Here is a 26799-nt window from a genome sequence, read left to right as displayed (position 1 = left end):
CCGTACACCCACACCGTCAGCCGGCGCTGCCCGGCCTCGGGAGCGGCTTGCCGTACCAGAGCTCGATCAGGCGCGCCGCGATCGAGATGCCGAACGGGGGCAGTACCTCGCCCGATTCGAAGGCCGCCGTCAGGTCCTCGCGGGAGAACCAGCGGGCCTCCTCGATCTCCTCCCCGTCCACGTTGATCTCCGAAGAGGTGGCACGTGCCATGAACCCGAGCATCAGGCTGGACGGGAACGGCCACGGCTGGCTGGCGATGTACTCGACCTCGCCGACGGTGACGCCCGCCTCCTCGAACACCTCACGGGCCACGGACTGCTCGATCGACTCGCCCGGCTCGACGAAGCCTGCGAGCGTCGAGAAGCGTCCCTCCGGCCAGTGCACCTGGCGGCCCAGCAGGGCACGGTCCTGGTCGTCGGTGACGAGCATGATCACCGCGGGGTCGGTGCGCGGGTAGTGCTCGGCGCCGCAAGCCTGGCAGCGGCGGATGTGGCCGGCTGCCGCGATGACGGTGCGCTCCCCGCAGCGTGAACAGAAGCGGTGCAGGCGCTGCCAGTTCTCCAGGGCCACGGCGTGCACCATCAGCCCGGCGTCCCTCGCGCCGAGGAGGAGCCCCGCCTCGCGCAGGCCCGCCGGGCGCGCGGACTGGTCCATGCGGCCAGGCAGGGAGTCCTTCTGGAGGGCGAAGTAGCGCACGCCCTCCTCGTCGGTGCCGAGGAAGTAGCGGTGGGTCTCGGTGAGCGGCGCCTCGAACGACGGCGTCATGACGAGCTCGGTGCCGCCGTCCGGGGTGTCGTCGATCAGCGCCTGTCCGCCCGATACGACGAAGACTCTGGTCGTCGGGTGGCTCCAGGCTGCGGCGAGCCAGGCCTCGTCGAGCCGGTGGTGCGCGGAACGGTCGATGCCGCTGGGCGCGGTGAGGCCGATCGGACGGTCAGTGGTGGCGTTGTCGAAGGTGCTCACAGGTGCTTCCTACTCCCCCGGGGGTGGATCGGGTGATCAGAGATTCAGCGTGGTGCCGCGGCCAGTTCGCCCCACAGGTGGGCGGCGGTCTCCACGCCCTTGAGGAGGAGGTCGATCTCGACCTTCTCGTCGGGGCCGTGCCAGCCGTCGGACGGTACGGAGATGCCCAGGAAGAGGACGGGTGCGCCGAGTACGTCCTGCAGGTCGGCGGCGGGGCCCGAGCCTCCTTCGCGGGTGAAGAGGATCTTCTTCCCGAAGGCCCGTCCCATGGCACGGGCCACTGCCTGGAGTGCGGGGTGGTCCAGCGGGGTCAGGCAGGGGCGGGTGGCGGGGGCGAAGGTGATGCGGTGGCGGATACCTGCCGGGATCTGTTCCTCGGCCCACGTGCGGACCATCTGCTGGACGCGCTCCGGGTCCTGGCCGGCGACGAGCCGGAAGCTCAGCTTCACCAGGGCGGACGAGGGGATGACCGTCTTGCTGCCCGCCCCTTGGTAGCCGCCGCCGATGCCGTTGACCTCGGCGGTGGGACGCGCCCAGATGCGTTCCAGGGTGGTGTACCCGGCCTCGCCCGCGGTGGCCTGCGAAGCGGCGGTGCGCAGCCAGGTGGCCTCGTCGAAGGGCAGCTCGGCGAAGAGGGCCCGCTCGGCGTCGGTGAGTTCGGCGACGCCGTCGTAGAACCCGGGGACCGCGACCCGCCCCTGTGTGTCGTGGAGCGCGGCGACGAGGCGGGCCACGGCGGTCGCGGGGTTGGGTACGGCGCCGCCGAACGATCCGGAATGGATGTCCTGGCCCGGGCCGTGCAGCTCGATCTCGCACTCGGCGAGGCCGCGCATTCCGGTGCAGACGGTCGGGGTGTTCTCGTCCCACATGCCGGTGTCGGAGACGATCACGACGTCGGCGGCGAGGCGGCCGGCACGCTGTTCGGCCAGGGCGCGGAAGTGCGGGGAGCCGGACTCCTCCTCGCCCTCGACGAGGAGTTTGAGGTGCACGGCGGGGGTGGTGCGGCCGGTTGCCGCGAGGTGCGCCCTGACGCCGAGCGTGTGGAAGAACACCTGGCCCTTGTCGTCGGCCGCACCGCGTCCGTACATCCTGCCGTCGAGGATCACCGGTTCGAACGGGTCGGTGTGCCAGCCGTCCTCGCGGGCCGCGGGCTGTACGTCGTGGTGGCCGTAGACGAGGACGACCGGTGCGTCGGGGTCGTCGGACGGCCACTCGGCGAAGACGGCCGGGGCGCCGGGCGTCTCCCAGATCTCGGTGACGGGGAACCCGGTCTGCGTGAGCTTGTCCTTGAGCCACTCGGCACTGCGCCGTACGTCTCCGTCGTGCTCCGGCTGTGCGGATACGGACGGGATGCGCAGCCACTCGGCGAGGTCGTCGAGGAAGGCTGTGCGGTGCTGCTCCGTGTACGTACGGACGGCGCTGTCCGGGGTGTCGCTCATGGTCCTGAGCCTAACGGCCCTGCGGAGGTGACTCGTCCAGCAGGAGCTGCTCCAGCTCCGCTCTGCCCGGCAGCCGGGCCGGGCTGACGGTCTCCCCGGTGCGTACGTACAGGAACGTCGCGGCGACGGCCTCCGGCGGAAGACCGTGCAGTTCGGCCCAGGCCAGGCGGTAGACGGCGAGCTGGAGGGGGTCGGCCGTCCGGTGGTGGCCGGTCTTCCAGTCGACGATCTCGTAGGTGTCGCCCGTGCGGTAGACCGCGTCGATCCGGCCCCGGATCACACGGCCGGCGAGGGTGATCTGGAACGGGGTCTCGACGCGGTAGGGGGTGCGCCGGGCGTACGCGCTGCGCTCGAAGGCTTCCTTGAGGGCGGCGAGGTCGCGTTCGTCGGCGATCTCCGTGTCGTTGTCGTCGCCCCCGGGGAGCTCGTCGGGGCCGAGCATGGGCAGCGGCAGCTCTTCGAATCTGGACTCCACCCAGGCGTGGAAGCGGGTCCCCCGGCGGGCAGCGGGCTGTGGAGGCCGGGGCATGGGGCGGGCCAGTTCCCGCGCGAAGCTGTCGGGGTCGTCGGCCAGGTGCAGGAGCTGGGTGGCGGAGAGCGAGGCGGGTACGAGAACGTCCCGCACGGATGCGCGGGCACGGCGCAGTTCACCGGCGAGGGCGTCGAGATCGCGGTCCCAGGAGGCGAGGGTGCGCGATTCCTCCGGAGTGAGCCGCGATCCCTCCGGGGTGAGCTCCGCGTCCGCGGGGGTGAGCTCCGCGTCCGCGGGGGTGAGCTCCGCGTCCGCGGGGGTGCGGGCGGCAGGAACCTGGGGGGCGGCCGGGGCCGGGGCCTGCGACGGGGTTCCGGGGTCGTCGTGGGAGGGCGCACCGTCGGGGAACGGGTCGTCGTAGGGTGCGTCGGTCTCGTCGTACACGTCCTCCCCGTCGTCGTACGGGGGTTCCGGATCCTCGTCGTACGGGGGCTCCTCGTAGGACAGGGCGGGGCCTTCCTCGTACACGTCCGGTACGGGGGCGGCGGCCAGGGCCTCCAGGTGGGCCAGCACCGTGTCCCTGGCGGCGCGACGGCGGGCCATGGACGAGTCGTCCAGGGGGAGCGGCCAGGCCTGGTCGGTGCCCTTCTCCTCCAGCGCCGGGTTCTCCTCGTCCTCCCCGGGCTCGTCGGCCCAGGCTTCGATCTCGCCGTACCCGGAGGCGCAGTGCTCGTACAGCGCCTCGAGGAAGGCGGACGGGCCGCGCGTCTTCTTCTGCGACGGGCCCCACCAGTGGCCGGAGCCCAGGAGCAGGCTGCGGGGGCGGGTGAAGGTGACGTAGCCGAGGCGGAGCTCCTCGGTGTGCTGGTGCTCCTTCATCTCCTCCTTGAACGCCTTGAGGCCCTTGGCGTCCCAGGAGCGGACGACCGGGAGGGTGGCCGCGTCGCCGCGCAGTGCGTGCGGCAGCACCTTGGACTGCGAGGTCCAGGCGTCCCGGGACTGGCCGCTGGGGAACTGACCGGTGACCAGCCCCGGCACGGCGACGACGTCCCATTCCAGGCCCTTGGACTTGTGCGCGGTGAGGACCTTGACGGTGTTCTCCCCGCCGGGCAGGGCGTTGTCCAGGCCCTTCTCGTACTGCGCGGCGGTGCGCAGGAAGCCGAGGAAGGCGAGCAGGGAGGCTTCGCCGTCGACTGCGGCGAAGCCCGCGGCGACGTCCAGGAAGTTGGCGAGGGTTTCGCGGCGGCGGGCGGCGAGGGCGTGCGGCGACGCGGAGAGTTCCACTTCGAGACCGGTGGTGCCGAGGACGCGGTGCAGTACGTCCATGAGGGGGTCGGCCAGGGAGCGGCGCAGGTCGCGCAGTTCGGTGGCGAGGCGGGCGAAACGGACGCGTGCCTCGGCCGAGAACGGCAGTCCGTCGTCCGCGGCCCCTCCGGACTCCAGGAAGGTGTCCAGGGCGTCGGCGAGCGAGATCACCTCGGCGGGGTCGATCCCTTCGACCGCTTCGGCAAGACGGCGGTCGGGGTCGAAGTCGTCGTCCTCGCCGTGGGAGGCACGGTGGACGAGAAGGCGGGCGCGGCGGCCGAGCAGTGCGAGGTCCCGGGCGCCGATCCGCCAGCGCGGTCCGATGAGCAGCCGGACCAGCGAGGCGTTGGCCCCGGGGTCTTGCAGGACCTCGCAGACGGCGACGAGGTCCGCGACCTCGGGGAGGTGCAGCAGCCCGGACAGGCCGACGACCTCGACCGGGATGTCCCGGGCGACGAGGGCGGCCTGGATCAGGGGGAAGTCTCCGGCGGTCCGGCACAGCACGGCGATCTCCCCGGGGGCGGTGCCGGTCCGCACGAGGTGGGCGAGGGAGTCGCCGAGCCAGTCGATCTCTTCGGCGTGGGTACGGAGCAGGGCGCACCGCACCATGCCGTCCCGCTCGGCTCCGGGCGCGGGTCTGAGGGCCTCCACGCCCTCGTGCATGGCGCGCAGGGGGTCGGCGAGGCGGTTGGCGAGGTGGAGGAGGCGGCCGCCGCTGCGGCGGTTCTCGCTGAGGGAGTAGCGGGTGGCGGGGGTGCCGTCGGCGTGCGGGAAGTGGTGCGGGAAGTCGTCGAGGTTGGCGACGGAGGCGCCGCGCCACCCGTAGATCGCCTGGCAGGGGTCTCCGACGGCGGTGACGGCGTGGCCGGCCGCGGCTTCGCCCGGCCCGCCGAAGAGGCCGGCGAGCAGGAGGCGCTGGGCCACGGAGGTGTCCTGGTACTCGTCGAGCAGGACGACCCGGAACTCGTCGCGCAGGATGGCGCCGACCTCGGGACGGGTGAGGGCCAGCTCGGCGGAGAGTGCGATCTGGTCGCCGAAGTCGAGGAGGTCGCGGCTGCGCTTGGCCGCACGGTAGCGCCGGGTCAGTTCGAGGAGCTCGCGGCGGGCCTCGGCCGCTTCGGGGATCTTGCGCAGTTCGGCGTTGGTGAGCCTGGCCGTTGCGAGCGTGTGGAGCAGCTCGGTGTCGTACTCCGCGAGCTGTTCGGGGGGTACGAGGTGTTCGGCGAGCTCGGCGTCCAGGGCCAGCAGGTCGCTGACCAGCGTGGGGAAGGACCGGGTCAGGGCCGGGAAGGGGCCGGGGGCCTCGCGCAGCACCCGGGCGGCGAGCTGGTAGCGGGTCGCGTCGGCGAGGAGGCGGGTGGTGGGTTCGAGCCCGATCCGCAGGCCGTGATCGGTGAGCAGCCGGCCGGCGAAGGCGTGGTACGTGGAGATGCTGGGCTCGCCCGGGGGGTTGTCCGGGTCGATGACGTCCGGGTCGGTGACCCCGGCTGCGACGAGGGCCTTGCGGACCCGCTCGGCGAGCTCGCCGGCGGCCTTGTTCGTGAAGGTCAGGCCGAGGACCTGCTCCGGGGCGACCTGTCCGGTCCCGACGAGCCACACCACGCGGGCCGCCATCACCGTGGTCTTCCCCGAGCCGGCTCCGGCCACGATCACCTGCGGTGCGGGCGGCGCTGTGATGCAGGCCGTCTGCTCCGGGGTGAAGGGGATCCCGAGGAGCTCCTTGAGCTGCTCGGGGTCGGTGATACGCGAGGACACTCCAGAGAGGCTAACCGCAGACACCGACAAAGCCGTCATGCCCGGACAGCGCCCGGTCCGATGCCCAGGACGTCACCGGCTGGCTCCCCCGAACATCACTCTTCACTCGATGATCTGGCGGCCTTCTGGCTGTGCGCTGCACGAGGCCCGGAAGGTGCAGTGGGTGCAGTGCTGGCCGGCCGTGGGTGTGAAGCGTTCGTCCAGGACGCGGCCGGCGGCTGTGGCCAGCAGGTCGGAGACCCACTCCCCGGACAGGGGTTCCTGGGCCTGCACCTTGGGAAGGGCGTCGCCACCCTCCTTCTTCGGCGCAGGCTGGCGCAGCTGTACGAGTTCGGCACCGCCGGAATCGGGGCGTCGGCCGTCGAAGGCGTCGTCGACGGCGCCTTCCCTGACCGCCAGCTGGTACACGGCGAGCTGGGGGTGCGCGGCCACCTCGTCCTTGGTCGGTGCCCCCTTGCCGGTCTTGAAGTCGACGACGTAGGCCCGGCCCTCGGCGTCCTGTTCGACCCGGTCCATGGAGCCCCGGATGCGCACCGCGTACTCCCCCGCTTCCAGCGTCACGTCGAAGTCGTGCTCGCTGGCGGCCGGGGTGCGACCGGTGCGGTCCATGACGTGCCAGCGCAGGAAGCGCTCCAGGGCGGCACGCGCCTGGTCCTTCTCCTGCTGGGACTTCCATGGGGCGTCGAAGACCAGGCCGTTCCAGACGGAGTCCAGGCGCTCCATCAGGACGTCCAGGTCGGCGGCGGTACGGCCGGATGCCACTTCGTCGGCGAGTACGTGGACCACGTTGCCGAAACCCTGCGCGGCCGTTGCCGGGGCGTCGGCCTTCACTTCACGGCCCAGGAACCACTGCAGGGCGCAGGTGTTGGCCAGCTGGTCGAGCGCGCTCCCGGACAGCGCGACGGGATGGTCCCGGTCGCGGAGCGGGACCTCGGAACGGGTCGGCTCGTTCAGGCCCCACCAGCGGTACGGATGAGCGGCGGGCACGAGCGGCTGGCCCTCGTCGTCGGTCAGCGCGGCGAGCCGGGCGAGCCGGTGTGCGGCGGCGTCGCGCAGGGCGGCCGAGGCGGCGGGGTCAACGGTCGTCGCCCGGAGTTCGGCGACGAGCGCCGCGACAGCGAGCGGACGGCGGGGCCGACCGGTGATGTCGCGGGGTTCGACCCCGAGTTCGGCGAGGAAGCGTGACGGCTGGTCGCCGTCGTCGGCGGGGGCTTTGACGGCTGTGACGACGAGACGTTCCCGGGCACGGGTGGCGGCGACGTAGAAGAGGCGGCGTTCCTCGGCCAGGAGCGCCCCCGGGGTGAGGGGTTCGGCCAGGCCGTCACGGCCGATCCGGTCCGCCTCCAGGAGCGAACCGCGGCGGCGGAGGTCGGGCCAGAGCCCTTCCTGCACCCCGGCGACGACGACCAGCCGCCACTCCAGGCCCTTGGAACGGTGCGCGGTCATCAGCCGTACGGCGTCGGGGCGCACGGCACGCCGGGAGAGCGTGTCGGCGGCGATGTCCTGGGCGTCGACCTCTTCCAGGAAGTTGAGCGCACCCCGTCCTCCGGTGCGCTCCTCCGCGCGGGCCGCTGTCTCGAAGAGGGCGCACACGGCGTCGAGGTCCCGGTCGGCGTTCCTGCCGCCCGCGCCGCCGCGCAGTGCGGCCCGCTCGAGTCTGCCGGGCCAGGGGGTGCCGGCCCACAGGGCCCACAGGGCCTCCTCGGCGGTGCCGCCACCCTCCAGGAGTTCGCGGGCCTTGCGCAGGAGCGCGCCGAGGCGCTGGGCGCCGCGGGCGTACGCCGGATCGTGCGCGACGAGGCGTTCGGGCTCCGCGAGGGCCCGGGCCAGGAGCTCGCCGGACGGCGGCGGCACGCGGTTGCCGGCGGCCCGCTCCTCATCGCGCAGAGCACGGCCCAGGCGCCGAAGATCGGCGGCGTCCATGGAGCCGAGCGGGGAGGTGAGGAGCGTGAGGGCGGTCTCGGTGTCGAGCCTGCCCGCATCCGTGGCACTACCGATGCCGCCGTCACCACCGCTGTCGCCGTCACTGGCGGTGTCACCAGCACCGTTGCTGCCGCCGTCACCCCCGCTGCCCGCTCCGGCATCACTGCCCGTCGCAGCGTCCTCGTACGGCTCGGGCACGGCACGCCCCACCGCCGCCTTCGCCACCGTCCGCAGTGCGGTCAGCAGGGGCGCGACCGCCGGCTCATGGCGCAGCGGAAGGTCGTCCCCGTCCACCTCCAGCGGCACACCGGCGGAGGTCAGTGCCCTGCGCACGGCAGGAATCGAACGGCCTCCGGCACGCACGAGGACCGCCATGTCCCTCCACGGCACGCCCTCCTCCAGGTGCGCACGCCGCAGCAGGTCGGCGATGTTCTCCAGCTCGGTGGAGGCGGTCGGATAGGTGTACGTCTCCACGCGCCCGCCCCCACGTACGGCGGACAGCTCGCGGTGGGCCCGGACCTTGTCCGACGGCAGGCGGGTGAGCGGCATCCGGCGGGTCAGCAACCGGGTGGCGGCGAGCAGCTGCGCACCGGAGCGGCGCGAGGTGGTGAGGACACCGACGGGGGCGGGCGCGCCGTCGGCGCGGCGGAAGGTGTCGGGGAAGTCGAGGATGCCGTTCACATCGGCGCCCCGGAAGGCGTAGATCGACTGGTCCGGGTCGCCGAAGGCGACCAGCGTCCGGCCTCCCCCGGTGCCCGGGGCGCTCCCGGAGTTCCCCGCCAGCGCGTGCAGCAGCCGCACCTGGGCCGGGTCCGTGTCCTGGTACTCGTCGACGAAGACCGCGTCGTAGCTCCGGGCCAGCAGCGCGCCGACCTCGGGACGCTCGGCGAGCAGGACAGCCCGGTGGACCAGTTCCGCGTAGTCGAGGACGCCCTGTGCGTCGAGGACGTCCAGGTATTCGGCGAGGAACTGCGCGGCGGCGCTCCAGTCCGGGCGACCGGTGCGGCGTGCGAAGGCGGCGAGGGCGTCCGGGCCGAGACCGAGTTCGCGGCTGCGGGCCAGCACCGCGCGCACCTCGTCGGCGAAGCCGCGCGTGGTCAGACAGGCCCGCAGCTCGTCGGGCCAGCGGACATGGGCGAGTCCTGCCTGTTCCAGGCCGAGCTGACCCGTGAGGAGCTCTCGGACGGTGACGTCCTGCTCGGGTCCGGAGAGCAGACGCAGCGGATCGGCGAACAGGTCGGCGTCCTGGTGCGCGCGGACCAGGGCGTAGCAGTACGAGTGGAAGGTGGTGGCCTGCGGGCCCCTGGGGCCGCCGAGCCTGGACGCCATCCGGTCGCGCAGTTCCACGGCCGCCTTGCGGCTGAAGGTGAGGACCAGGATGCGGGCCGGGTCGGTCCCCGCGGCCACACGGGCGGCGACGGCCTCGACGAGCGTGGTGGTCTTGCCCGTGCCCGGTCCGGCTAGGACCAGCAGGGGGCCGGTCCTGTGGTCAACCACCGCGCGTTGGCCTGCGTCCAGGAGAGGGGGGTCCACGGATCCCGGCGGGGTGCGCACCAGCCGGTAGGCGCCCGGGGTCCGCCGCCGTGCCTGGCGGTGCGGACTGTTCCGGGTGGTGAAGGAGGAGCTCACGTGGGTCGCCGGTCCTGGTGGGTGTACTCGGTCTGCTCGGGTGTGCTGGAACGAAGGAGCGGAGCGTGCCGCGCGTGGACGACGCTACGCCAGCGGCGGGCCTGTGCGCAGCGACTGGGCTGCGTCCCTCGTCACGTGTGCGCCCCGCGTCACGTGTGCGCCCCGCGGGCGCGGCTCGTGTCCCGTACCGGCCCGGCGCATGTCTCCGGGGCGCGCGATGGCCGAAGCTGTCAGGTGTGAGCTTCCTCGCCCCCGGCCGGACCGTGGTCCGGGCCGCTGCCCGGACGGCCCGTCGCGGCCGTGACGCCGTCCCACCTGGAGCGCTTCATGTCGAGGCGCGGGAGGTGCCCCTCCGCGCTGCGCGAGGCTTCGCGCAGGGGTGTGCCCTCCTCGCGGTAGTGGCCGAGCGCCCGCAGCTCGTGCCCCGGGAGGAGTGCCCCGTCGGCCCGCACGACACGCCACCACGGCACCGCGGAGCCGTACAGCGCCATCACCCGGCCGACCTGTCTCGGTCCGCCGTCGCCGAGCCACTCCGCCACATCGCCGTACGTCATGACACGGCCGGGCGGAATCAGGTCGGCGACGTCCAGGACCCGCTCCGCGTACTCGGGCAGCCCGGTGTCCGTGGGAGCCTGCGGCGCGGCACCGGCGGCGCCGCCGCTCGTCCGGTCTTTGCTCATCCGACACATCCTGCCGTACGCCGCCGACAGTCGTGCCGGTTCGGTCTCGTCCTGATCACACAGCGCCTACGTGGGGGCAAAGGAGCGTATGTTGCGCATCGCGCGCCCGTGCAATGCACCCTGATGCCCCCCTCTGTCTGCAGGCCGTGCCACCATCATGCGGGCGGTGACCGGTGATACGAGAACACGAAGACCAATCAGAGGCGACGAAGGAGCAGGGCGTGCAGCCACCGAAGGCGGCCGACGCCTCTGATGCGGAGCCGCGCCCGGACGCGCCCGACGCCCCGGATGCGCAGACCGCCGCCCCGGATACGCAGACCGCCTCGGACGCCCGGAACACTCCCGGAGCCGAGGAGGAGCACCTCGCGGGCTCGACCCTCGCCACGGCCGACGCGGGGCTGACCGACCGCGTATCGGGCGACGAGCCGCTGCTTCCCGCACGGGTGCACCGCCCCTCCGATCTGCTGCGGCTCCTCGTCGGCGTCCTCGCGATCGTCCTTCTCTTCTCCATCGCCGCCTTCGCCCAGGGCACCACCACCGGCCTCGAGGACGACATCTCCAAGGGCACCGACCAGGCGCCCGACCTGCTGATCAAGATCGCCGGGCTGGTGTCCAGCATCGCTGTGCTGCTCGTACCGGTCGCCTTCGCGATCGAGCGTCTGGTCAAACGTGACGGGCTGCGCATCGCGGACGGCGTGCTCGCCGCCGTGCTGGCCCACGGGGTGACGCTGGCCACCGACCTCTGGGTCGCGAGATCGGCGTCCGGGACCATCCGGGACGCGCTGACCCAGCCGCAGCCCGGTGACGCGCTCACCGATCCCGTACACGGTTACCTCGCCCCCGTCATCGCCTACATGACAGCGGTGGGCATGGCACGCAGACCGCGCTGGCGGGTCGTGCTGTGGGTGGTGCTCCTGCTGGACGCGTTCGCGATGCTGGTCGGGGGCTACACCACGCCGTTCTCGATCATCCTGACCGTACTGATCGGCTGGACCGTGGCGTACGGCACGCTGTACGCGGTCGGCTCGCCGAACGTCCGTCCGACCGGCCAGCACCTGATGGCCGGTCTGCGCCATGTCGGCTTCCGTCCGGTCGCCGCGATGCGCACCGAGGAAGCCGCCGACAACGCCGACCAGAGCGACCGCGGCCGCCGCTATCTGGTCACCCTGGACAACGGTCCACCGCTGGACGTGACGGTCGTCGACCGGGAACAGCAGGCGCAGGGCTTCTTCTACCGGGTGTGGCGCAGGCTCACCCTGCGCACCATCACCCAGCGCCGCTCCATCCAGTCCCTGCGCCAGGCTCTGGAGCAGGAGGCGCTGCTCGCGTACGCGGCGATCGCCGCCGGGGCGAACGCACCCAAGCTGATCGCGACCTCCGAGCTCGGCCCCGACGCCGTGATGCTGGTGTACGAGCACATCGGCGGGCGCTCGCTGGACTCGATGGAGGACGAGGAGATCACCGACGACCTGGTGCGCGGCGCCTGGCGGCAGGTCAAGGCGCTCCAGTCGCGGCGGATCGCGCACCGCAGGCTCACCGGCGACGCGATTCTGGTGGATCGTTCCGGCACGGTGTTCGTCACGGATCTCCGCGGCGGTGAGATCGCCGCCGGCGACCTGATCCTGCGCATGGACGTCGCCCAGCTGCTGACCACGACGGGGTTGCGGGTGGGCGCCGAACGGGCGGTGGCCGGGGCGCTCGCCGTGCTCGGTCCCGACGCCGTCGCCGACAGCCTGCCGCTGCTCCAGCCGATCGCGCTCAGCCGCTCCACCCGGGCGACGCTGCGCAGGATCGCCCGCGAGCGCTCGCAGCGCGAGCGTGAGGCCGTCCTCGAGGCCTCGCAGGCGGCCAAGCAGGCGAAGGCGGACCAGCAGGACGAGGCTACCGGCGGCGACCGCAAGACGGCACGCAAGTCGCTGCGCACCGAGAAGCAGGCCGAGAAGCGGGCGATCGACGATGCCCTGGACGAGGCGCGCGAGGAGGACATGCTCGCCCAGATCCGCCGGCAGGTGCTGCTGATCCGGCCGCAGGCGCCGGTCGAGCCGGTGCGGCTCGAACGCATCAAGCCGCGCACCCTGTTCAGTTTCATCGCGGGTTCGATCGCCGCGTACTTCCTGATCTCGCAGGTCACCCAGGCGAACTTCAGCACGGTGGTGGAGCAGGCGGAGTGGGGCTGGGTGGCGGCGGCACTGGGCTTCTCGGCCCTGAGCTACATCGCCGCGGCCATGAGCCTGCTGGGCTTCGTGCCCGAGCGGGTGCCGTTCAGGAAGACCGTGGTGGCACAGGTCGCCGGGTCGTTCGTGAAGATCGTCGCGCCGGCCGCGGTCGGCGGCGTGGCGCTGAACACGCGCTTCCTGCAGCGCGCCGGAGTACGCCCGGGGCTCGCCGTCGCGAGTGTCGGCGCCTCCCAACTGTTCGGCCTCGGCTGCCACATCCTGCTGCTGGCCCTGTTCGGCTATCTGACCGGTACGGAGAGGACTCCGGACTCGCTCACCCCGTCGAGAACGGTCATCGCGGGGCTGCTCACCGCGGCGGTGCTCGTGCTGGTGGTGACCGCGATCCCCTTCCTGCGGAAGTTCATCGTGACCCGGGTGCGGTCACTGTTCGCCGGGGTCGTACCGCGCATGCTCGACGTCGTGCAGCGCCCGCAGAAGCTGGTCACCGGCATCGGCGGCATGCTGCTGCTGACCGGCCTGTTCGTGCTCTGCCTGGACGCGTCGATCCGGGCATTCAGCGGTCCCGGTGTACCGCAGCTCAGTTACGCCAGCATCGCGGTGGTCTTCCTCGCGGGCAACGCCATCGGGTCCGCGGCGCCCACCCCGGGCGGTATGGGCGCGGTCGAGGGCGCGCTGACCCTGGGGCTGATCGCGGTCGGCCTGCCGAGTGAGGTCGCGGCGCCGGCGGTGCTGCTGTACCGCGTGATGACGCTGTGGCTGCCGGTGCTTCCCGGCTGGATCTGCTTCAACCAGCTGACCCGGAAGGGCGAGCTCTAGCGCACGTTCCCGGACATGCTCCGGAACAGACCGCACGGGGCGCGTGCCACTCGCATGGACCGTGCCCCGCGCGCTCCCCCGTGCCCCGCCGCACGATGGGGTCATGAGGACCTCCCCCGCCCTGCGTGCCGCCGCCCTCGCTGCCACCACCGTCGTGCTGCTGCCGCTGGCCGCCTGTTCCGACGACGACAGCGGGAGTACGGACCGGGCGAAGCCCTCCACGGCATCGACCGCCTCACCCACGGCGACGGCGGAGGAGCTGTCCTCCCAGAAGCTCGACTGGCAGCCCTGCCCGGCGCCGAACGAGGCCCAGGGCAGTGGGGCGTCCCCCTCCCCACTGCCGGGAGGGGCGGTATGGGAGTGCTCCTTCATGGACGTGCCGCTCGACTACGCGGAACCGGACGGCAGGACCATCGAAATGGCGCTCGTCCGCGCCAGGGCCAGGAACCAGGACCGCCGGATCGGCTCCCTCGTCTTCAACTTCGGCGGGCCGGGTGCATCCGGAGTCGCCACCCTGCCGTCCTTCGGAACGGAGTACGAGACGCTCCGTACCCGCTACGACCTGGTGAGCTTCGACCCGCGCGGGGTGGGCCGCAGCGAGGGTGTCGTCTGCTCGGACGACGAGGAACTCGACGCGCGGTACGAGATGGACGGCACTCCGGACGACGCCGCCGAGGAGAAGGCCTTCGTCGAGGACCAGAAGTCCTACATCGCGGACTGCGAGGACAACTCCGGCGAGGTGCTGCCCTTCGTCGGTACGACGAACGCCGCCCGGGACATGGACCTGCTCCGCGAAGTGCTCGGCGACGACGAGCTGTACTACTTCGGGATCTCGTACGGAACGGAACTGGGCGGCGTATACGCCCACCAGTTCCCGAAGAAGGTCGGCCGCATGGTCCTGGACGCCGTCGTCGACCCGACGGAGAACTCCAAGCAGTCCTCGCTCGGCCAGGCCGAAGGCTTCCAGCTCGCCCTGGACAACTTCACCGCCGACTGCGCCGAGCGCGACGACTGCCGTCTCCCCGGTTCCACTTCGCAGGAGGTCCAGGACTGGATCGCCGCGCTCCTCGCCGAACTGGAGAAGAAGCCCGTCCCGGGGCTCGGCGAACGCGAACTGACGCAGACCCAGGCCACCACCGGCATCGCGTCGGCCCTCTACTCCAAGGAGACGTGGCCACTGCTCGAACAAGGGCTCGACGAGGCGGACGGTGACAACGGCGGACTGCTGCTCGCGCTCGCCGACTCGCTGAACGGACGCACCGAGGACGGCCACTACGACAACTCGAACGCCGCCAACGCGGCCATCAACTGCGCGGACTCCAAGGAGCGGTTCACCCTGGAGCAGACCAGGGCAGCACTCCCCGAGTTCCGCGAGGCCTCCCCCGTCTTCGGCGACTATCTGGGCTGGGGGCTCATGTCCTGCACCGGCTGGCCCGTCGCGGGCGCCTGGGACACTCCCGACGTCAGCGCCCCGGGGTCGGCACCGATCCTGGTCATCGGCAACACCGGGGACCCGGCGACGCCGTACGCGGGCGCCAAGGCGATGGCGGCCGAGCTCGGCAAGGGGGTCGGGATCGCGCTCACGTACAAGGGCGAGGGCCACGGCGCGTACAACGGCGGAAGCGTCTGCGTGCAGAGGGCCGTGGACGGCTATCTGCTGAACGGGAAGGTACCGGCCACGGGCACGGTCTGCGAATGACAGCCCTTAGCATGACCGGGCATCTGTAACGCCCGCGTGCGCCGGCCGCCTTCGCGGAATCGGCCCTCGGGCAACGGGGAGGGAACGCACATGCGCGTACGCGGACGGGCCGCCAGGACCGCTGCCCTGGCCGGGGCGGCCCTGCTGACGGCAGGAGTGCTCGCGGGGTGCGACAGCCCCGCACCCCCGCAGCCCGCGTCCCCGGAATCCGCGTCCGCCCGGCCCGGCTCCTCGCCGTCCTCCTCACCCGCCTCCCAGAAGCTGAACTGGAAGCGCTGCGAAGCCCCGCAGGGCGGCAGAGCGCCCGGTGCCGCCTGGCGGTGCGCCACCGTCGACGTCCCGCTGGACTACGCACGCCCGGACGGCGACACGATCGGCATCGCCCTGATCCGCAAGCAGGCCACGGAGAAGAGCCGGCGCATCGGCTCCATGCTCTTCAACTTCGGCGGCCCCGGGGGCTCAGGCGTCGACATCCTGCCGCGCGCCGCCGGTTCGTACCGGAAGCTCAACACCCGCTACGACCTCGTCGGCTTCGATCCCCGCGGCGTCGCCGGCAGCTCCGGGGTCCGCTGCCGCACCGACGAGGAGCAGGAGAAGGCCTATCGCGAGATCGACATGACCCCGGAGACGGCTGCGGAGGAAACCGCGTTCGTCAAGGACGGTACGGACTTCGGCGCCGGCTGCGAGCGCCGCTCCGGCACGGTGCTCCCCCACGTCGGCACGACGAACGCGGCCCGGGACATGGATGTGATCCGCAGGACGCTCGGCGACGGGAAGCTTTCCTACTTCGGCATCTCGTACGGTACGGAGCTCGGCGGAACGTACGCCCATCTCTTCCCGAAGAACGTGGGGCGGGTCGTGCTGGACGCGGTCGTCGACCCGACGGCGGACACGGTGGGGCACGCGCGCAACCAGGCGACGGGCTTCCAGCGGGCGCTGGAGAACTACCTCGAGGACCGCGGCCAGGACCCGGAGGCGGGCACACAGCGGATAGCGGCGCTGCTGCGACGGATCGACGCCGCCCCCCTGCCGACCTCCTCGGGCCGCAGGCTCAACGAGACGCTCGCCATCACCGGCATCGTGACCCCTCTCTACTCGAAGAGCGGCTGGCCGACCCTGACGGACGCGCTCGACGAGGCCCAGCACAGGGGCACGGGCGACGGGCTGCTCCGGCTGGCCGACTCGTACAACGGCCGCGACGAGAACGGGCACTACGACACCCAGAACCATTCGCAGCGGGCGATCTCCTGCGCGGACACCAAGGCCAGGCCGACGGCATCAGAGGCCCGGGCACTGCTGCCCGAGTTCCGCGAACTGTCGCCGGTCTTCGGCCCGTTCCTGGCGTGGGACACGGCGGGATGGTGTGCCCGGTGGCCGGTCGAAGGGGAGCTCGACACACCGGAGACGAGTGCTCCGGGCGCCGCACCGATGCTCGTCATCGGCACGACAGGCGACCCGGCGACACCGTACGAAGGCGCGCAGAAGATGGCCGACGAGCTGGGCGAGGGGGTCGGCATCATGGTGACCAACAAGGGCGAGGGACACGGTTCGTACGGCGAGAGCACGTGCGTGACCTCGCTCGTCGACGCCTACTTCCTGGACGGGAAGGTCCCGGCGGACGGCCGGACCTGCGGCTGACGGCCGCGCAACGTACGAATGGGGCCGGCCCCCGTAGGAGCCGGCCCCGTTCGTCCAGCGAAAGACCCTAGTAGACCGGCTTCTCGGGCTCGATCTGGTGGACCCAGCCGATCACGCCGCCGCCGACGTGCACGGAGTCGGCGAATCCCGCAGCCTTGAGGACCGCGAGGACCTCGGCGCTGCGGACACCCGTCTTGCAGTGCAGGACGATGCGCCGGTCCTGCGGCAGGTCCTGGAGCGCGTTGCCCATCAGGAACTCGTTCTTCGGGATCAGCTTGGCGCCCGGGATCGAGACGATCTCGTACTCGTTCGGCTCGCGGACGTCGATGATCTCGATCTTCTCGTCCCCGTCGATCCACTCCTTGAGCTGCTTGGGAGTGATCGTGGAACCGGCCGCCGCCTCCTGGGCCTCCTCGGACACGACGCCGCAGAAGGCCTCGTAGTCGATGAGCTCGGTGACGGTGGGGTTCTCGCCGCAGACCGCGCAGTCCGGGTCCTTGCGGACCTTGACCTGGCGGTACTGCATCTCCAGGGCGTCGTAGATCATCAGGCGGCCGACCAGCGGGTCACCGATGCCGGCGAGCAGCTTGATGGCCTCGTTGACCTGGATGGAGCCGATGGACGCGCAGAGCACGCCCAGGACACCGCCCTCGGCGCAGGACGGGACCATGCCGGGGGGCGGCGGCTCCGGGTAGAGGCAGCGGTAGCAGGGACCGTGCTCGGACCAGAAGACGGACGCCTGGCCGTCGAAACGGTAGATCGAACCCCAGACGTACGGCTTGTTCAGCAGGACCGCGGCGTCGTTGACGAGATAGCGGGTGGCGAAGTTGTCCGTGCCGTCCACGATCAGGTCGTACTGGGCGAAGATGTCCATCACGTTGTCGGCTTCGAGCCGCTCCTCGTGAAGGACGACGTTCACCAGCGGGTTGATGCCCAGCACCGAGTCCTTGGCCGACTGGGCCTTGGACCGGCCGATGTCGGCCTGGCTGTGGATGATCTGGCGCTGCAGGTTCGACTCGTCGACCTCGTCGAACTCCACGATGCCGAGCGTGCCGACACCGGCCGCGGCCAGGTACATCAGGGCCGGCGAGCCGAGCCCGCCGGCGCCGACACAGAGCACCTTCGCGTTCTTCAGCCGCTTCTGTCCGTCCATCCCGACATCCGGGATGATCAGGTGGCGGGAGTACCTGCGGACCTCGTCGACGGTGAGCTCAGCAGCTGGCTCGACCAAGGGTGGCAGCGACACAGGAACCTCAACAATGCAGGTGGTCGGTTTCTACGTACTTCATCTACGTACGGTTGTTCTGCCGTAACACTGCCACGCCGCTCCTCATTCCGAGATACCGGGTCCGATCCGCGAGACGAATTCGTCCCAGTAGCTGGGCAGTGCCGCGAATGGGTCGGTTTGCCCTCGCCGGCCGTCACGGTCCGTGAAGAAGATCGTGCCCGCGCCCTGCCAGCGAGCGACGCGCATGGCCTCCTCGAGGTGGGTACGCGGAACCCCGTGGACGAAGTGGGCGAAACGGCCCGGATCGTACGCGGCGGTCCACTCGGCCACCTGTGACCAGCGGTAGTCGGTCCACGGCCCGCGGAAGGTGACCAGCTGGTCGGCCGCCTCCGCGTAGCCGGGATGCGGGTGGGTGCCGTGCCCCAGGACCAGCATGCCGCCCCCGTCCGCGCTGTCGCTGTCCTCCAGGAGCGCACCCAGGGTGCTGGTGAGGCGGCGGACCGCCGGGAGGCCGGCGCGCTCGGCGGGGCAGCGGTCGAGGTAGAAGCCGCCGACCCGGTACCAGTCGAGGAAGGACTGGGCCTCGGCGACCAGTTCCCCGAAGGGGCGGCTGCCGAAGGCCAGATCGAGGTGGCCCAGCAGCCGGCCGCCCGCCGCCCGGACGGCGTCGTCGGGAGCCTCTCCGTGCAGGGCCCGTTCCCGGGCGTTGCGGAGGCGGCCCGCCGCAACCAGACAGTGCGGGTCGGGTCGGTCACCCGGCCCGTTGTCGATGTTGAGGACCGCCCAGTGCAGGGGTGTACCGGGGCGGTTGAGCTCGGCCCACTCGGTGGGGGCGAGCAGCGGATGGGCGTAGCCGGGGACGCCGACGCCGAGCCCTTCGGCGCCACTGGTCCGCAGGGTGGCGTCCGTGCTGGTCAGATACGGCATGCCGCCTCCATCCAGATGTCGGCCAGGGACTCCTCCAGATTGATCCGGGGGCGCCAGCCGAGCCGGTCCCTGGCGGTGCGCACGTCGGCCTGCTGCCACGCGCCGCAGCCGTCCGGATAGGGGGACGGTGTCGCGGCGAGATGCTCGACGACGGACTCCGTGGAGGTCCGGGGGGCGCCGATCGGAAGCCGGGCGGGCGGCGTGTCGAGCTCATGGAGGGCGCCCGCGTATCCGGCGACCCTGGCGAGGACCGCCGCGGCGTCACGCAGCCGTACGGCCCTGCCGGTGCCGATGTTGACGACGCCCTGGGCGGCGGACAGCGAGGCGGCGTGGACGGCGCGCGCCACGTCCCGTACGTCGACGAAGTCGCGCTGTACACCGAGGCCGCTGAGCTTGAGCTCGGGGTCGCCGGACTGCATGGCCCGGCGCATCGTCTCGGCGAGCCTGCCGAGCGGGGAGCCCGCCGGGGTGCCGGGCCCGACCGGTGAGAAGACCCGCAGGACGACCGCGTCCAGGCCGGAACCGAGGACGAGTTCGGTGGCGGCGAGCTTGCTGACGCCGTACGGGCCCCCGGGTCGGGGCACGGCGTCCTCGGGGGTCGACGAGCCGGGCTGCGAGGGCCCGTACTCGGAGGCGCAGCCGACCTGGACGAGCCGGGCGCTGCAGCCGCTGCGCCGCATGGCTTCGCAGACGGTGGCGACGGCGACGGTGTTGTGCCGGGTGAGGTCGCGTGCGCCGCCTCGGGTGGCGCCCGCGCAGTTGACGACGACTCCGGGGTGGACCGCGTCCAGGAAGCGGGTGAGCGCTCCGGGACTTCCGCCGGCGAGGTCGAACCGTACGTCGGCGTCGTCGCCGCGGCCGAGCGCCGTGAGGTGCACGGCAGGGTCGGCGAGCAGGCGGTCGGCGACGAAGCGGCCGAGGAATCCGTTGGCTCCGAGCAGCAGAACCCTCATCGCGCGCCCCCTGAGTGCCGACGGCGGGCTGCCGGTGCGAGGGATTGGGGGGTCATGTCCGGTGTCTCCTTGAGGAAGGTGTGGTGCGGGAGGAAGGTCCGCGGCGTCGGCTCCGCGGAGGGGCGGTCTCTGGTTACGCCGTGGCGTGGGCGGAAGCCCGGGAGAGCGCGACCGAGGCGTGGATCAGCAGGCCGAGGGCGGCGACGCCGCAGGCCAGGGTGGGTACGCCTCCGGCGCCGGCCGCCATGACGAGGGCCTCGACGGGCCGGGCGAGGAGGTCGAGACCGGGCAGCCGCCCGGCCAGGATCAGGAAGGGAGCGGCCACTTCGACCGCGCAGGCTGCGGCGAGTCCGGTGGCGGCGGGTTCGGGGAAGCCGTGGACGGCCAGCAGACGGGCCAGGAAGAGCAGGGCTCCGAGTGCGGCCGGGGCGAGAGGGGCTCCGCCGCCCCCGTGGCCGAGACCGGCGAGGAACAGCATCGCGGCCAGCGCACACAGGAAGACGGCGACGAGGCCGAGGAGCAGGGGGCGTACACCGGCGCCGAACTCCGCCAGTCCGTGGCTGCCTGCGAGTCGTCGGCGGGCGTGTACGGCGAACAGGTGCGTGCACCAGGCGGCGGGGGCCACGGACAGCGCCAGCCCGAGCAGAGGGGCGGGCGTCGCTGTCCAGTGCCCGTCGGGGCCACCGCTGATGACCTGGCCGAGCAGGTCGTCGCCGTACACCGCGTAGCCGAGGAGCCAGCAGACGTACAGCGTGACGCCGCCGACGCCGGCCGGAGCGCGCAGGGGGCCGGTCCGCAGGCAGAGGCGGAGCCCGAGGACGACGAGCAGCGCCCCGAGGGCGGTCACCGCGAACCGCGCCTCCCCGTGGAGCACCCCTTCGGTGGCCCTGAGCACTCCGACGGTCGCGAGGCACGCGGCGCCGGGGAGTAGCGCGAGCAGCGTCCAGCCGGCCCGCGTCCCGGTGTCGGGCCCCGGCTGCGGGGTGTCGGAGGGTGTGGGCCGCACCGTGCCCGGTACGCGGGCGTAGAGCTCCTCCGCGAGCGAGAAGACGTCGCGGTGCCGATAGCGGGCGGCGCTGCGGTCGGTGAGCCCGTGGGCCTCCAGGCCGGCTGCGATCTCCAAGGGGTCGACGGCCCGCTCGCAGAGGTCCCGGTGGCGGTGCATGAGCAGTTTCACGGGGTCGGCGGGACCGCGCCGCGCGACGGTCCTGCGGGCGGGGTGGTAGGCGATCTCCGGGGCGCGGGCGCCTGAGGCTGCCTGCTCCGGGGCACCGCCGCCGGCCGAGGGGGACGTCCCGCCGTCCGCGTCGTCGGTGGCCGTGGCGGACAGCGAGTCGGCCGCGGTGGCCTCCGGGGTGCGTTGCGGCAGCGCGGCGGTTCCGTCCCGGACGTCGGTCGGTCGGCCCATCGTGGGTCCTCCGTGGTCGTGGCCGCTCAGGTCGTCACGCATCGCGGTCCCCCACTCGGCGTCCGCCCGCGCACACGCCCTCCTCGGCGCCGACGGCCCAGCTCGGGACCCGGGGGGCGCCCGAGGCCACCGGGGCGGGGGGCAGTTGGCCCAGCACATGGGCCTCCGGGGGTGTGGCGAAGGGGCGTGGTGGGCCGTCGGGGTCCTCAGGGCCGGCTGTCGCGACCCATGGGGCCGGGGAATGCATCACGAGGTCCAGGTAGATGCCGCGAAATGCCGCAAGGTTCTGCTCGACGGTGAAGAGTTCGAGCGCCCGGGCGCGCGCCGCGGCTCCGAGTCGTGCGCGGCGCTCGGGGTCGCGCAGCAGTGCGACGCAGGCGTCGGCGAGCGCCCGGGGGTTGCGCGGGGGCACCACGAGCCCCGTACCGCCGATGACTTCGACGACGGCGCCGACATCCGTCGAAACGGTGGCCCTGCCGCAGAACATCGCCTCGACCAGGCTGATGGGGAAGCCTTCGACGACGCTGGACAGAACGACGACACCGCCCGCGGCGTAGGCCTCCGCGAGATCGGGTACCTCGGGACCGCCGATCTCCTCGAAGGTGACCGGGTTGTCGCCCACGGCGTGCGCGTCCGTCGCCTCGTCGGGGAAGAGCTGGGCGGCGAGGGCCCGGCAGTGCGCGAGGTAGGTGTTCCCCTCGCCGCCCTGGGCCGGGGCCCCGAAGATGCGCAGCCGCGCGTCCGGTTCGGCCCGGCGCACCTCGGCGAAGGCGTGCAGCAGGGCGATCAGGTCCTTGGCGGGTTCGATCCGTCCGATCCAGACGAGCGTGTCCGGACCACCGCCGTCGTCCCCTTCCCCGATGGCACCGAAGCGCTCCGCCTCCATGCCCGGGTAGACCGTGCGCAACTTGGCGCGGTCGGCCCCGCACCGCTCCTGCCAGCGGCGGACATGGGTGTTGCCGGGCGTGATGACCGTGGCCTGCCGGTACACCTCTGAGGCCAGCTGCCCGTGGAAGTTGGCCAGCAGGGCGCGCACCGGCGCGCCGAACGACGCCTCGGGCGCGGCCAGATAGTGCGTCCGCAGCGGTACGCCGTGTTCCGTGACCAGCAGCGGCACTCCGAAGAAGCGTTTGGCCAGCAGCCCGGGGAGGGCCGCGGCACCACCGGAGGCCGCGTGGCAGAGGTCGACCGCGCCGAGGCTCTCCTCGTCGTACCAGTCGAGGGAGAGCGGGCGCAGGACGCGCTCCAGTTCGGCGGCGAAGGCGAGGTAGTCGGGGACGGTCGCGCCGTGCAGGGTCCGTCCGGTTCCTGGGGCGCGGCACGACGACTCCACGATCCCTGCGGTCACTTCGGAGCGCAGCGCGGTGTGCAGGCCACCGCGCTCCCGGGCCAGTTCGGCCAGACCGTAGAGGCCGTCGGTGAAGCGGTCCGCCGACGCGGCGTGGGCGGCTGCCCGCCCGGTGTCCTCACCGGTCTCCGCGGCGGCGTCGCCTCCCGCGCAGACGGCGTCGACGAGAGCCGTCACGTGCGACGTGAAGCGCCGCCGGTCGCGCCGCCCGTACGAGCGCCCCAGACCGGTGGCGAGCCGGCCGGGCAGCCCTCTCGTACGGAATCCGTGCCGGGCCTCGTCGTCGTGCGTCCACAGCGGCGCCGTCCGCACCCGCGCGACCCGGTCCGGGAGCCTCACCCAGCCCTGTTGTTCCTGGTGGGCGGAGCGGCTGAGTGCGAAGAGGTCGAACTCGTGCTGGGGCAGACCGCGCACCAAGCGGTCGCACCAGAGTCTGGACTCACCGGTCGCATACGGATAACCACCGTCCGTGAGGAGTCCGATCCGCACGAGCACACCCCCGATCTCCCTTGTGGGCGGCCGCCGTTGATCGGCGACTCACAGCGGGACGACCGTAAGCGGATACGCCGGTGGTGCGACGGACGGTTGTCCGTCGCACCACCGAAAGGGGTGAACCACCGTAACTTTCCCGCCCCCGTCGCGTTCTGTCGCGATAAGGTGCCGTTCGATTACAGCGCGTCAGGCTGCGGCCAGTTCCTTGCGGGCGGCGCGGCGCACGGCCGCACGTGCCGGATCGAGCGCCGGAACAGCCGCCAGGAGCTGCTTCGTGTACGGGTCCTCCGGGGATCCGTACACCTCGTCGACCGCGAGGTTCCGCCCCGGAACGGGGAGGGCCGCACGCCGGAATGCCGCGCCTGCGAACGGACCCGCCCGGGCGCGGCATTCATGACCGGGCGAGCTCCGGAAGGAAGCGGAGAGCGCACGGCTCAACTGCCGGGGTGCACCCACGGATTGGGCCTGCACTTGATGCCGTCCAGCTCCAGCGTCTTGGTCTGCTGCTGCATCACAGGCGCCAGCGCTCCGGGAGTGCGGCAGCTCACATGGTTGTGTCCGAGCCGGTGCCCGACCTCGTGGTTGATCAGCATCTGACGGTAGGCCAGAAGGCTGTCCGGACCGAAGGTCGAGGCGCCCTGGGCCCAGCGGTACGCATTGATCATGACGCGGTCCGTAGCGGCGGAATCGCAGGACACGTTGTCCTCCGTGGTGTCCAGACCCGATTTCTCGCACCAGATCCCGGTGGTTCCCGGGCTGGCGAGCGTGATCACGAAGTCGGGCTCACCGGAGGAGATCCGCTCGAAGGTCATGGCGCCGTTGTGCGCCCAGCTGCGGTCGTCGTTGAGCGTCTCCTGTACGGCCTCGGCAAAGAGGGCGGCATCGAGACCGAGGCCCTTCTCGACGTCGATCCGATAGCGGTACTTGTGCCCCTTGCCAGGTGCCTTCGCCAGCCCCGGGACGGCTTCGAACTTCCCGGACCCCTTGAGCGTCGGGGCGAGCGGATAGGGCTTGGCCATCTTCTCCGCGTACGTCAGGGGTTTGGCCTCCACCTGCTGAGGCTGCGTCCGGGGGGTCTGCCGCTCCACGGAGCGGGACGTGTCCTCGGGGCCCTGCCGGTCGACGCCCGCGGCCTGCGACGCGACCGAGGAATCACCCCCGGCACCCTCTGCGACCTGTCCGGCCACCACGACCGCGAGCACCGTGGTCACCGCTGCGGCCGCGATCCCGGTGAAGGCGCGGCCCTTGCCTCCCCTGCCCTCCCGGGCACCGGCACCCAGGGCGTCCCCGGACCCGTCGGAACCTTCGGCCTCCTCGGCCGGCTGTGCGGTGGGCCCGTCCGTACGGTCGAACGCGTCGACGAACTCCCTGCGCGGGCCCGGTATCAGCGGCGTGCCACCGGTCTGCGGCCCTGTGGTCGGGCGCCGGTCGGCCGCGCGCTGCGCCGCCTGCTGGGCCGTCAGCTGCCGCGCCACGGCCTGCCGGGCGTAGGCCTGCTGGCCGGGGCCGAGCCCCTGCCAGTCGCCGTACCGCTGCTGGGTGCCGGTGCCCCAGCCGCCGCCGGGCTCGCGCTGCTCGGGATGGCCGCCGCGTGCCTGCGGAACATCGTGGAACGGCGTGTGGCCGCCCCCTGCGGACGGTGCGGCGGAGTCCGGCCTGCGCCGCCCGTTGCCGGATTCGGAGCGGGCCGTGCCGCGTTCGCTGCCGGCAGCGGCCCCGGTATCGCGCCCTTTGGCCACCGGGCCTTTTCGACTGTGTCGTCCCACGCCCCGGATCAGCTCCTGCCGCACTCGTCGAGCAGTTCCCGGAACGCCTGGGCGACCGCCTCCGGGTACTCCATCATCGCCACGTGCCCAGCGTCGGGCAGTGTCAGCAGCCGCGAGTCGCGGAAGGCCGCGGACGCTCTGCGTGCCATCCGGTACGAGACGAGCTGGTCCCGTCCGCCGTACACGAGCTGGGTCGGTGCGAGCACCCGCTCGGCCTGGCGCCACAGCCCGTGCTGCCCGCCCAGAGTGTAGGCATCGACGATGCCACGTGCCGAGCGCGTCATGACGTCCCAGAAGTACGGCAGCTCCAGCCGTCTCTCCATCTCGGCCACCGCGTGACGGAAGGCTTCCTCGGAGATGCGCGCCGGATCGCCGTAACAGAGTGCCATGACACTGCGGGTGCGCTGTTCCGCGGTCCACCCCCGGGTGAGCCGGGAGAACAGGGAAGCGACGCCCGGGAGTGCGAGCAGCCCGGTCGGCACGGCAGGCCGCTGCACCCGGATCTCGGGCAGGGCGGGCGAGATCAGCGTCAGGGTGCGCACCAGATCGGGGCGGACTGCCGCGACCCGGGTGGCAACCGCACCACCCAGAGAATTCCCGAAAAGGTGAACGGGTCCGCGTTGCCCCGCGTCCAGCAGCCGGATCACGGCCCGGGCGTGTCCGGTGACCGAGTAGTTGCCGTCGTCCGGCGGCGGGGAGTCCCCGAAGCCGGGCAGGTCGACCGCCTCCCCGTCGACCACGTCCGCGAGCATCGGCATGAGCGCCGACCAGTTCTGGGACGAGCCGCCCAGCCCGTGCACGAAGAGAGCGGGAGCGAGACCCGCCGTCGCCCCGGGGCGGCCGCGGACGGTCAACGTGAGGCCGGGCAGCGGGACGGAGCGAAGCTCCTCACCCTCCGCGACCCTCACAGCACTGACCAAGGGAGCCACCGCGGCGGCGGCGGCTCGGGTACCGGGCAGCTCGGTCGAAGACATGCGGCAATGTTACGAGACGATCACGCGCTGGTTCATGTGTTCGCCATCACAGGCCGCATAGCGCCCTCGAAGGGTTGCTCCTAGGCTTCAAGGGAAGGAAGGGAGCCACCATGACGGTCGACCCGAGCGACCCGGAGACCTTCGAGGACACGCAGTCCGACGAACCGGACCAGGAAACCCCCGAAGCCGACGCCGCGGAACAGCACGCCGACATCCGGCAGGAGCGCGACGAACCGCTCACCGACATCGACCGGAACACGGCGAACGAGGCCGATGCGGCGGAGCAGGCCCGCGTCGTCGCACAAGATGAGGACGATTACCGGTAATACGCCCTGCTTTGCGGCATCACCTGGCACATCTGTGGCTACCGCAGCAGTCCGGTCCGTGAAATTCTGCGTCCGCGCCGCGCACACCCGGGTTACTCAAAAGTACGATGGCTGCACGGCGCAGCGCGTACGGAACGGCTGTGCTTGATCACAATTTGGGAGGCGGCGTGACAGCCATCGAGCAGACAGAGGCAGCGCGCCCGCGGGGCACTCGCCTGCCCCGCCGCGCCCGACGCAATCAGCTGCTGGGCGCTGCGCAGGAGGTCTTCGTCGCGCAGGGCTACCACTCCGCCGCGATGGACGACATCGCGGAGCGGGCCGGTGTCAGCAAGCCGGTGCTCTACCAGCACTTCCCCGGCAAGCTGGAGCTCTACCTGGCCCTGCTCGACCAGCACTGCGAGTCGCTGCTCCAGTCGGTCCGCACGGCCCTTGCCTCGACGACGGACAACAAGCTGCGCGTGGCGGCGACGATGGACGCCTACTTCGCGTACGTGGAGGACGAGGGCGGCGCCTTCCGCCTGGTGTTCGAGTCCGACCTGACCAACGAGCCGGCGGTCCGCGAGCGGGTGGACCGGGTCTCCCTGCAGTGTGCCGAGGCGATCTCCGACGTGATCGCGGGTGACACGGGCCTGTCCAAGGACGAGTCGATGCTGCTCGCGGTCGGCCTGGGCGGCGTCTCCCAGGTGGTTGCGCGCTACTGGCTCTCCAGCCCGTCAGGCATTCCGCGTGACAGCGCGGTACAGCTGTTGACCTCGCTCGCATGGCGGGGCATCGCGGGATTCCCGCTGTACGGCACCGATCAGCACTGAGTCCCCGGCGCGGCAGGCGCCGGTGTTCGCTGCGGGCGTTGCCGGTCGACCGGTGGTCGCTCCCTTCACCG

The 26799-nt window shown here is 72.1% G+C and carries 17 protein-coding genes; 5 read left to right on the top strand and 12 right to left on the bottom strand.

Annotated elements, in window-relative coordinates:
- Positions 1–16: 16 nt before the first annotated feature.
- From nudC to ABZS61_RS13665, 5 genes are all read right to left on the bottom strand, one after another.
- Positions 17–964 (bottom strand): NAD(+) diphosphatase, encoded by a 948-nt coding sequence (gene nudC, locus ABZS61_RS13685; RefSeq protein WP_356419073.1) that lies wholly within the window; start codon positions 962–964, stop codon positions 17–19.
- A gap of 44 nt (positions 965–1008) precedes the next feature.
- The gene (locus ABZS61_RS13680) at positions 1009–2403 is read right to left on the bottom strand and encodes a dipeptidase (RefSeq protein WP_356419070.1); all 1395 of its coding nucleotides are present in this window, start codon (positions 2401–2403) and stop codon (positions 1009–1011) included.
- A 10-nt stretch (positions 2404–2413) separates the two neighbouring features.
- Positions 2414–5935 (bottom strand): ATP-dependent DNA helicase, encoded by a 3522-nt coding sequence (locus ABZS61_RS13675; RefSeq protein WP_356419067.1) that lies wholly within the window; start codon positions 5933–5935, stop codon positions 2414–2416.
- Between the two features lie 102 nt (positions 5936–6037).
- Positions 6038–9487: an ATP-dependent DNA helicase gene (locus ABZS61_RS13670; protein ID WP_356419063.1), complete on the bottom strand. Its 3450-nt coding sequence runs from the start codon at positions 9485–9487 to the stop codon at positions 6038–6040.
- Positions 9488–9717: 230 nt separating this feature from the next.
- On the bottom strand, positions 9718–10167 hold the full coding sequence (locus ABZS61_RS13665; RefSeq protein ID WP_356419060.1) for an MGMT family protein: 450 nt from the start codon (positions 10165–10167) through the stop codon (positions 9718–9720).
- Positions 10168–10388: 221 nt separating this feature from the next.
- Between ABZS61_RS13665 and ABZS61_RS13660 the strand changes: the two genes are divergently transcribed.
- The 3 genes from ABZS61_RS13660 to ABZS61_RS13650 all read left to right on the top strand — a co-directional run bounded on the left by ABZS61_RS13660 (position 10389) and on the right by ABZS61_RS13650 (position 16497).
- A complete protein-coding gene (locus tag ABZS61_RS13660; protein ID WP_356419057.1) occupies positions 10389–13160 on the top strand; it encodes a lysylphosphatidylglycerol synthase transmembrane domain-containing protein in 2772 nt (923 codons plus the stop codon).
- A 103-nt stretch (positions 13161–13263) separates the two neighbouring features.
- Positions 13264–14859 carry an alpha/beta fold hydrolase gene (locus ABZS61_RS13655; RefSeq protein WP_356419054.1) on the top strand — a complete coding sequence of 532 codons (1596 nt, stop codon included), beginning with the start codon at positions 13264–13266 and terminating at the stop codon, positions 14857–14859.
- A gap of 90 nt (positions 14860–14949) precedes the next feature.
- A complete protein-coding gene (locus ABZS61_RS13650; RefSeq protein WP_356419051.1) occupies positions 14950–16497 on the top strand; it encodes an alpha/beta hydrolase in 1548 nt (515 codons plus the stop codon).
- A gap of 67 nt (positions 16498–16564) precedes the next feature.
- Here the strand turns inward: ABZS61_RS13650 and moeZ are convergent, their stop codons facing one another.
- The 7 genes from moeZ to ABZS61_RS13615 all read right to left on the bottom strand — a co-directional run bounded on the left by moeZ (position 16565) and on the right by ABZS61_RS13615 (position 25593).
- The gene (moeZ, locus tag ABZS61_RS13645; protein WP_356419048.1) at positions 16565–17743 is read right to left on the bottom strand and encodes an adenylyltransferase/sulfurtransferase MoeZ; all 1179 of its coding nucleotides are present in this window, start codon (positions 17741–17743) and stop codon (positions 16565–16567) included.
- Positions 17744–17827: 84 nt separating this feature from the next.
- Positions 17828–18652 carry a spherulation-specific family 4 protein gene (locus tag ABZS61_RS13640; protein WP_356419045.1) on the bottom strand — a complete coding sequence of 275 codons (825 nt, stop codon included), beginning with the start codon at positions 18650–18652 and terminating at the stop codon, positions 17828–17830.
- A complete protein-coding gene (locus ABZS61_RS13635) occupies positions 18640–19605 on the bottom strand; it encodes an NAD-dependent epimerase/dehydratase family protein (protein WP_356419043.1) in 966 nt (321 codons plus the stop codon). The genes ABZS61_RS13640 and ABZS61_RS13635 overlap by 13 nt, the downstream gene beginning before the upstream one ends.
- Positions 19606–19738: 133 nt before the next feature.
- Positions 19739–21013 (bottom strand): hypothetical protein, encoded by a 1275-nt coding sequence (locus ABZS61_RS13630; RefSeq protein ID WP_356419040.1) that lies wholly within the window; start codon positions 21011–21013, stop codon positions 19739–19741.
- Between the two features lie 34 nt (positions 21014–21047).
- Positions 21048–22850 (bottom strand): DUF3492 domain-containing protein, encoded by a 1803-nt coding sequence (locus ABZS61_RS13625; protein ID WP_356419409.1) that lies wholly within the window; start codon positions 22848–22850, stop codon positions 21048–21050.
- Between the two features lie 437 nt (positions 22851–23287).
- The gene (locus tag ABZS61_RS13620; protein WP_356419037.1) at positions 23288–24619 is read right to left on the bottom strand and encodes a DUF3152 domain-containing protein; all 1332 of its coding nucleotides are present in this window, start codon (positions 24617–24619) and stop codon (positions 23288–23290) included.
- Between the two features lie 8 nt (positions 24620–24627).
- Complete coding sequence (locus ABZS61_RS13615; RefSeq protein WP_356419034.1) at positions 24628–25593, bottom strand: alpha/beta hydrolase; 966 nt, start codon at positions 25591–25593, stop codon at positions 24628–24630.
- Between the two features lie 110 nt (positions 25594–25703).
- Here ABZS61_RS13615 and ABZS61_RS13610 point away from each other — a divergent pair, with 110 nt between their 5' ends.
- Entirely contained in the window at positions 25704–25919 is a 216-nt protein-coding gene (locus tag ABZS61_RS13610; protein WP_356419031.1) for a hypothetical protein, read from the top strand.
- Positions 25920–26086: 167 nt separating this feature from the next.
- Positions 26087–26728, top strand: coding sequence for a TetR/AcrR family transcriptional regulator (locus ABZS61_RS13605; protein ID WP_356419028.1), 642 nt, complete (start codon positions 26087–26089; stop codon positions 26726–26728).
- The last annotated feature ends 71 nt before the right edge of the window (positions 26729–26799 follow it).

This window comes from Streptomyces sp. NPDC005566, from assembly GCF_040605575.1.
Classification (GTDB): Bacteria; Actinomycetota; Actinomycetes; order Streptomycetales; family Streptomycetaceae; genus Streptomyces.
This window is presented reverse-complemented; position numbering and strand designations above follow the sequence as displayed.